Raw genomic sequence first — 7,604 nt, 5'->3', positions numbered from 1 at the left:
AATCCTCGATATGCAGCACCTGGATCTTCACACGCCCATTCTCCCGCGCAACTCGCGGCGGCTGGCCACCCCGCACCTTCTTGATCAACACGCCCTAGCCGAGATAGCCCCTTTGCGCCGCCGAACTTCCATTCGGCCTGGCGACGCCCAGGCGCATCCTCCCCTTGCGTTGCGTGTAGGCCAGCAGCTCGGCTCGTTCGCTCATGCGGGGGCCGCTTCGATCGATGCGGCGGTGGCACGGATGACAGTGAGCAAGAAGACGCTGTCCTCGATCGCGGTCACCGCGTGCCGTTCGGGCGGGATCGGGACCAGGTCGCCGGCATCCAGCTCCCAGGACCGGCCATCACCGATCAGGCGCACCCGCCCGGTCAGCACCTGCAGGGTCGCCTCAGGCGGGCTGTCGTGCGCAGCCAGCTCCGTACCGGCCAGCAGTGCGAGGATCGTCTGCCGCAGCACAGTGTCGCGGGAGCCATAGACCGTATCCGCGGCCCGGTGGGCGTGAGCAGTGCGGGCCGTGGCGAGCAGCTTCTCCTGCAGCGCGCCCAGGTCCGTCGCCGCCACATTCAATGGGCTGAGGTTCACCGCTGCCGGTCGCAGCGTTCCCGTGTTATTTCCGTCCCGTGTCATCGCTGTCTCCTGATCTCATATCGCAGCTAACAGCAGGAGCGCGCCAATCAGCAGGCCCAGCAGCGCCGTGACCCCCGGCACCATGCACCAGGCGGCTCATCCATGCCTTCAGCCTATGAGCCGCTCATTGCACAGAATCAGCGAAGTCCGCAGTGATGCAGTGAACGACAAGAGCAAACGACGACTGCAGACCGCTACCTGAGGCCCCTGAGATGATCTGGTGTGCCTTCTTTGCAGACTCTCAGTGAAGTCGATCGGCGCCTTGTCGCGATGTGGGCGGCGGACTGTGCCGAGCGAGTACTGGGCCTGTTCGAGCAGGAAGCTCCTGACGACGACCGCCCTCGAGACGCCATCGCGCGGACCCGCGCCTTCGGTCGCGGCGAACTCACTGCCGCCGGCGAGATCCGTCGACGATTCGTGGCCGGCCGCGCCGCGCGAGATGTGACGTCCCCCATCGCAGTGGCAGCTGCGCGAGCAGCCGCACAGGCCTCCGGTGTCGCGCATATGGGAGCACACGCCCTGGGTGCGGCCGCCTATTCCGCGAAAGCCGCCGGCCTGGCGGCGCCAGAAGAGGCCGAGGCGGCCGATGACGAGATCCGCTGGCAGCTCGAGCACATGAGCCCCGAAGTCAGTACCGCGCTCGCCCGTCTCCCCGCAGTCGGCACAGATCCTGCGGGACCACTGGGCACGGGGCTTCTCGCAGCAGGCGCCCTCGGATCAATCATCCGCAGGCTCCAGGCTGGTATCGGCGCTGCCACGACGGCTTCCGATCGAAGATAGTGAAGAAGCGGGTAACGCACTTAACCAGCAGAAGATGGCCCGTTCTCGCTAGATGCGAATACGACACCTGGTACGACTCCCCTGGTGCGGTCTGGAACTGCGGGGTCATGTCGTCCGCGTGGAGGGCGTCGTGACTGCGGCTGCGGTCGTCAGGCTGACATTCCGAATTGCTCCTGACCTGGCTTTTCTCCGCCGCACTTGCGGACGATTCGCGGATAGTGCGAGACTTTCGCGTATTATGCGAGTGTCTGAAGGGCCTGTTCCGGGCGCGGTTCCTGCCTATTTGCGGTCGGGTTCGGCGGTCTTGAATGAGGCTGAGAACGTCTGGGTGGCAATGCTGGATGGGTGGCGGGCGCAGCAGTTCGCACGCAATCTCGCCCCCTCGACCGTGGAAGCGCGCCGGTCGATCGTGCTGCGTTTTCGTGCGTTCGCGGAGTCTTACCCGTGGTCGTGGACGGCGGGGCTGGTGGACGAGTTCTTCATGGAGCTGCGCGGCGTTCGTGGTGCGTCGCGCTCGACGGTGCTGGGCTATCAGAACGCGCTGCGGATGTTCCTGGAGTATCTGACCGATCCCGCTTACGGGTGGAGCGAGCAGTGCTGGGAGCGGTTCGGCGATCACCCGGCACAGGTCTTCCACGACTGGAACACGGCACGGCACGCGTCGGAGTCGATCGCGGAGCCAGGCAAGCGCCCCTACACGCGGGACGAGCTGGAGGATCTCTTCGACTGCGCGGACGAGCGTGTGCTGCGGATCCGACGCGCTGGGGTGAAGGGGTGGGTGCCGGCGTTCCGGATTGCGACGTTGATGAAGGTCGCCTACGCCTGGGGTCTTCGTCGCAACGAGGTCCGTCAGCTCGATTTGGTCGATCTCGCCTCCAATCCCCGGGCGCGCCAGTTCGGCGACGCGGGCATCATCTACGTCCGATTCGGGAAGGCGATGAAGGGCTCTCCCCCGAAACGCCGCACGGTGCTGACTCTGCCGGAGTTCTCCTGGGCGGTCGAGTACTTGCAGCAATGGCGTGACGAGGTCCACCCGCTTTACGCCCCGCCCGGGTCCACGAGTCTTTGGCCGAGCGAGCGCGGCAACCAGATCATCACCGCCGGGCAGATCAGTCGGACGTTCACGGAGGTGAAACGAGAAGCCGGCCTGGACGACGATCTCGACTTCCACTCCCTGCGCCGCTCCTACGTCACCCACCTGGTCGAGGAAGGCTACGACGCGTTCTTCATCCAGCAGCAGGTCGGCCACGAGCACGCGTCGACCACATCCATCTACACCGGTCTCTCCCCCGACTACCGGGCCCGCGTCGTCGACGATGCGATCGCCCGCATGGCCACACAAGCCCTCACGACACAGGAGTGATATCTGATGATCCGACGCGTTGACCACGGCTGGCGCCTGCGGGAGCTGATGGCTGCCCGCGGGATGACCACCATCTCCGACCTGATCCCCCACCTTGCCGACCGCGGCATCACACTCTCCGACTCGCAGCTCTACAGGCTCCTCAGCAGCACACCGGAGAGGATCAACCTCACCTTGCTCGGCGCGATCCTCGACACCCTGGACTGCGCCTTCGAGGACCTGGTCCCCGTGACGGTCACTGCCACCGCGTCCCGCACCCGCGCCACCGGAACCGCGGATGCAGCTGCCACGGTCCGCTCCGATGGAGTCCGGCCCGCTCGCGCGCGAATCCATCGACCCAGTTGAGCCGGCACCGCGTCGATGCCGGCTGCGCACGCTGCGAACGCACCGGCGTCAAGTTCGCAACGACATGGCCCGAGGGACGCATCTGTCGGCGCTGCTACCAGAGAGCCACACGCATCCACGGCACCTGCCCGGGATGCGGCACCAACCGGCTCCTTCCCGGCCTCCTCGACAGCGCTCCCGCCTGCACCGACTGCACAGGGATCCCGAAAGACTTCCACTGCACCCGCTGCGGGCGCGAAGACGAACCCGTCCGCGCTGGACTCTGCGCCCACTGCTGCCTCACCGATGACCTCACCCACCTCTTCGACAACGGCGACGGCGAGATTGCCCCGCACCTGCAGCCTCTGTTCCATGCCCTGACAGGACAGAAGCATGCCCGCAGCGCGAAGATCTGGCTGATCACGAACACAGAGGCCGTCGCCCTGATCAGAGCGCTTGCCCGCGGCGACGTCCCACTCGAACACACCACCTTCACCGAGCATCCCGCCCCGAGCCGAGTGGGGTTCCTCCGCGAGCTCTGCATCGAGCACGGGATCCTCTCCCCCGTCCATCTCGACATCGAAAGGTTCCAAGCCTGGCTGGCACGGAAGGCCGCGCTCGCGCACCCGGACGATGCACGATTGATCATCCAATATGGCCGCTGGGTCCACCTCAACCGCATGAACTATCTCGCCGAGACCGGCCAGCTGAAGAAAGGCACGTTCCTCTCCGCTAAACAATCCACCACCGTCGCGCTCGAGTTCCTCGCCTACCTCCGCGCGCAACACACCACCCCGGCGGGCTGTCGGCAAGCGCACATCGACGGCTGGCTCACCGGCGGCCCCACCACACGAAGCCTGGCCCGCGGATTCATCCGCTGGGCCATGAAACATGGCCACCTCCCCGTCATCGAGATCCCCTACCGGCTCGCGAAGACCACCCCTGTCATCACCCAACAACAGCGCCTCGCGCACATCCAGCAGCTCCTCGTCCCCGCAACATCCCTGCGCCCGCTCGAGCGCACTGCAGCACTGCTGCTCCTGATCCACGGGCAACCATTGGCGCGGATCGCGCGCATGCAGCTCGATCAGCTCCGCATCGACGGCCACGGGATCACCATCCGGTTCGCCGCCGAGCACCTGCGCATCCCCGAGCCCTTCGCGAGCGTCGTCCACGCGCGCATCGAGGACCTCCCCAACCTGAACACCGCAGCCCACCGAGACAACCGCTGGCTCTTCCCCGGTGGCCGCCCCGGCCAGCCCATCCACCAGGGCACGCTGATGAGCCTGCTCCGCGACGCCGGCATCGATCTCCGCGGCACCAAGAACGCCGCCCTCCGCGAGCTCGTCCTCCAGATGCCCGCACCCATCGTCGCAGACTCGTTCAACTACAGCTACACGGTCACAGAGCAACATCGCCGCAACGCCGGCGCCCAGTTCATCGACTACCTCACCAACGCACGCAACCATAAAGCAGCCCGGCCGTGCGCATGCCCCGACTGCTCTTGCACCGACGAAGCCGACATGGGCGCACCCGACGACCGAATCTACGGATGCTGCCTCGCTGACTGCCCCTACGCCCATTCACCAACCGCCTAAGCCTCACGCAAGCGGCCCACCGCCTGGCCCGCGATCAATAACGGACGCTGATGAGGAACTCATCGACGTTAGGCAGATGCGCGTGAATGCTCGCCTCGGCCTGCTCGCGGACATCGGCATGCTCGGCAACCGCAGTGATGATCGCGTCGCCTTCGAGACGGTGGCCGACCCAACGCAGCCGAACCCGCTCCACGCGTTCGATGCCGTCGACATGCTCCAAGGCGTGCTCTGCGCGGTCAAGGAGATCGGGTTCGATCGCGTCCATGAGACGGCGCCCGATGGAGCGGATCGTTCCGAGCAGCAGAATGAAGATCGCAATCGAGATGACGATGCCGACGATCGGATCGGCGAGCGGGAACCCGAGCAGGACCCCGACCCCGCCGATCACGACCGCGAGGGACGTGAACCCATCGGTTCGAGCATGGACCCCGTCAGCGACAAGAGCCGCGGAGCCGATTCGACGGCCGATGCGGATCCGATAGATCGCGACGGCCTCATTTCCCGCGAAGCCGATAATGCCCGCGGCGATCACCCACCACACGTTCTGCAGCGGCTGCGGATGCAGCAACCGGTCGACAGATTGCCAGGCCGCGACCACCGCGGACAGCAGCACCACGAAGACGATGAACAAGCCCGCGAGGTCCTCGGCACGGCCGAACCCATACGTGTATCGGCGTGTCGCAACGCGGCGGCCGAGGACGAACGCGACCCACAGCGGGATCGCGGTGAGCGCGTCAGAGAAGTTATGCACCGTGTCTGCCAGCAAGGCCACCGACCCGCTGAGGAAGAACACCACCGCCTGCAGGATCGTCGTGACGAGCAGGATCACCATGCTGATGATCAGAGCGCGCACGCCCTCGTGACTGGCCTCCATCGCATCATCGATCGAGTCCGCCGCGTCATGGGTATGCGGCACAAACAGCCCATACAGAAAGCCCTTGAACCCGGTCGGTTGGTCGTGGTCGTGGTCGTGGTCGTGGTCATGATCGTGAGCGCTGTGGTCGTGGCCGTGAGCGAGATGATCGTGCGGGTGGCTCATCGGGCATCCTGATCGAGGTGGTGGTGACGGGGGGTCCCGCCGAGGGAATGCTCGGCCTGGAAGATCGCATCGGCCACGAGACGGGACGCGTGCTCGTTCTCGAGCCGGTAAAACACCCGCTGCCCCTCCTGGCGGGTCGAGACGATCCGGGCCAGACGCAGCTTCGCCAGGTGCTGGGACACCGCAGTCGGCGACTTGTCGACCATGTCGGCGAGATGGTTCACGGACAGTTCGCCAGCCTCCTGCAGCGCGAGGATGACCCTCACGCGGGTCGCGTCAGCGAGCATCGCGAACACCTCAACCGCGAGCTCCACATACGGGCTCTCGGTCGAATACCCACACTGCTGCTTATCTGCACTCATACGCAGATACATTACGCTGGTTCCGTGAGCGACAAGACCAACCCCACCACCGCGGCCACACGAACACCGCGCTGGAGCCAGCGTCGCCGAGTGACGATCGTGCTCTGCCTCAACGCGGCACTCATCCTCGGCCTCGTGATCGTCGGGGTGGTCGCGAACTCGGTGAGCGTGCTCGCCGCCGCTGGCGACACCATCGCAGACTGCCTCGCCCTGATCCTCGGCCTCATCGCGATCGCTCTGCGCGACCGGGACCCGAATCACCCGCACGCGCACCGACCGATCGCGATCGCCGCGCTGATCAACGCAACCCTGCTCCTCGTGGTCACCGTCGCGGTGGTCTTTGAGGCGGTTTCGCGGTTGCGCGAAGGGTCCCCGCCGATCGAGGGACTGCCCGTCGTGATCGTCGCGCTGATCACGCTCGTCGTGATGTTGACCGGCGCGTTCGTACTTGGCTTCTCTGCCGGCAATGAGGACCTACACATGCGCTCCGTGCTCCTCGACGCCCTCGCTGATGCCGCAATCGCGGCCGCGATCGTCATCGCCGGCCTGATCATCCTCGCCACCGATGGGCTCTACTGGCTCGACCCGATCCTCGCCCTCGCAGTCTCCGCGCTCATCGCAGTCGCAGCCGTCCGATTGATCAGCAAGGCCATCGCGGCCCTGCGCGGCAAGGACGTCGACTTCGACGACGGCTGACGCAAGCGCGATGAAGTCTCCAGCCCGACAGCCCGAGATGCTTCCCCCACTCGACAGCTGTCGGCGAACCACCGAGGGAGAATACGCCGCTCAGCAATACGCACCCACACCACTATGAGGATCACCCGATGCGTGCGCCGCGGGTGGGCCACACGACGTGCGCGACCGAGATCGAGAAGATGGACCACGCTGCGAGCAGTGCCCACCCATCGGGGCCGCGCGCGAGGTAGCCGTGCGATCGCCACCACGACCGGAGGCTGGGTATGAGGCGGATCGGGAGTCCGAGCACCATGGCTGCGATGATTGATACCACCGCAACGATGAGCGCCAGAATAGGCCACCCGATCAAGCTCAGTATCCCGTCGTATGACATCGCGGAGCCAAAGATGAGCGCGAGCGCCGCCGCGAAGAGTACCGCGCCGCCGGCGAAGAAGTGGTGCACCGTGAGAGCGAAGCGCGACGACGATGTGCGCGCGGTTCTGGGCGAGACGGCATCCGCTCCCCTCACCGCGCGGCGGCGTGCGCGCGCTCTACGACGATTGCAGGCGCTGGGTGTCGTCTCCGCGCCCGCGCGGTCCTGAGCGCTTCCTCGACAGCGACGGCCGCATCGATCGCTACCCCGCACAGGCCGCTGGTCGTCTCGCGGTCCTGCGGCACGTCGCCGGGCGCGCCTTCTCCCCCGACACCGTCCTGCGCGAGCGCGACGTCAACGAGCAGCTAGGGCGTGTTGATCAAGAAGGTGCGGGGTGGCCAGCCGCCGCGAGTTGCGCGGGAGAATGGGCGTGTGAAGATCCAGGTGCTGCATATCGAGGATT

At 66.1% G+C, this 7,604-nt stretch carries 11 protein-coding genes; 7 read left to right on the top strand and 4 right to left on the bottom strand.

Going from position 1 to position 7,604, the window contains the following annotated elements; genetic code table 11:
• Positions 1-201: 201 nt before the first annotated feature.
• Positions 202-627, bottom strand: a complete 426-nt coding sequence (locus tag ABS64_RS01260) for a cupin domain-containing protein (RefSeq protein WP_292680231.1) — start codon at positions 625-627, stop codon at positions 202-204.
• 270 nt (positions 628-897) lie between these two features.
• Between ABS64_RS01260 and ABS64_RS01255 the strand changes: the two genes are divergently transcribed.
• The 4 genes from ABS64_RS01255 to ABS64_RS01240 all read left to right on the top strand — a co-directional run bounded on the left by ABS64_RS01255 (position 898) and on the right by ABS64_RS01240 (position 4,692).
• Positions 898-1,407: a putative immunity protein gene (locus ABS64_RS01255; RefSeq protein WP_363331262.1), complete on the top strand. Its 510-nt coding sequence runs from the start codon at positions 898-900 to the stop codon at positions 1,405-1,407.
• Between the two features lie 334 nt (positions 1,408-1,741).
• A complete protein-coding gene (locus ABS64_RS01250) occupies positions 1,742-2,770 on the top strand; it encodes a tyrosine-type recombinase/integrase (RefSeq protein ID WP_231477158.1) in 1,029 nt (342 codons plus the stop codon).
• 6 nt (positions 2,771-2,776) lie between these two features.
• Positions 2,777-3,115, top strand: a complete 339-nt coding sequence (locus ABS64_RS01245) for a helix-turn-helix transcriptional regulator (RefSeq protein WP_036287725.1) — start codon at positions 2,777-2,779, stop codon at positions 3,113-3,115.
• Positions 3,112-4,692 carry a hypothetical protein gene (locus ABS64_RS01240; protein WP_288120490.1) on the top strand — a complete coding sequence of 527 codons (1,581 nt, stop codon included), beginning with the start codon at positions 3,112-3,114 and terminating at the stop codon, positions 4,690-4,692. The genes ABS64_RS01245 and ABS64_RS01240 overlap by 4 nt, the downstream gene beginning before the upstream one ends.
• 34 nt (positions 4,693-4,726) lie before the next feature.
• On the opposite strand, the gene ABS64_RS01235 is transcribed toward ABS64_RS01240, so the two are convergent.
• Positions 4,727-5,731, bottom strand: coding sequence for a cation diffusion facilitator family transporter (locus ABS64_RS01235; protein WP_036291260.1), 1,005 nt, complete (start codon positions 5,729-5,731; stop codon positions 4,727-4,729).
• Positions 5,728-6,093: a metalloregulator ArsR/SmtB family transcription factor gene (locus ABS64_RS01230; RefSeq protein WP_288120493.1), complete on the bottom strand. Its 366-nt coding sequence runs from the start codon at positions 6,091-6,093 to the stop codon at positions 5,728-5,730. The genes ABS64_RS01235 and ABS64_RS01230 overlap by 4 nt, the downstream gene beginning before the upstream one ends.
• Positions 6,094-6,117: 24 nt before the next feature.
• Here ABS64_RS01230 and ABS64_RS01225 point away from each other — a divergent pair, with 24 nt between their 5' ends.
• The gene (locus ABS64_RS01225) at positions 6,118-6,789 is read left to right on the top strand and encodes a cation diffusion facilitator family transporter (RefSeq protein WP_197017322.1); all 672 of its coding nucleotides are present in this window, start codon (positions 6,118-6,120) and stop codon (positions 6,787-6,789) included.
• A gap of 121 nt (positions 6,790-6,910) precedes the next feature.
• Here ABS64_RS01225 and ABS64_RS01220 read toward each other — a convergent pair whose 3' ends face one another.
• On the bottom strand, positions 6,911-7,231 hold the full coding sequence (locus ABS64_RS01220; RefSeq protein ID WP_036291262.1) for a hypothetical protein: 321 nt from the start codon (positions 7,229-7,231) through the stop codon (positions 6,911-6,913).
• A 1-nt stretch (position 7,232) separates the two neighbouring features.
• On the opposite strand from ABS64_RS01220, the gene ABS64_RS01215 reads away from it, so the two are divergent.
• Together ABS64_RS01215 and ABS64_RS01210 are read left to right on the top strand one after the other, a co-directional pair.
• Positions 7,233-7,370: a hypothetical protein gene (locus tag ABS64_RS01215; RefSeq protein ID WP_292680234.1), complete on the top strand. Its 138-nt coding sequence runs from the start codon at positions 7,233-7,235 to the stop codon at positions 7,368-7,370.
• The coding region (locus ABS64_RS01210; RefSeq protein WP_292680224.1) for a DUF2087 domain-containing protein at positions 7,309-7,604 on the top strand (296 nt) is incomplete at its 3' end. The genes ABS64_RS01215 and ABS64_RS01210, both read left to right, overlap by 62 nt.

It is taken from the genome of Microbacterium sp. SCN 69-37, from assembly GCF_001724435.1.
Lineage (GTDB): Bacteria > Actinomycetota > Actinomycetes > Actinomycetales > Microbacteriaceae > Microbacterium > Microbacterium laevaniformans.
Note: the sequence above shows the minus strand (reverse complement) of the source record. Positions and strands in the feature narration are given on the sequence as shown.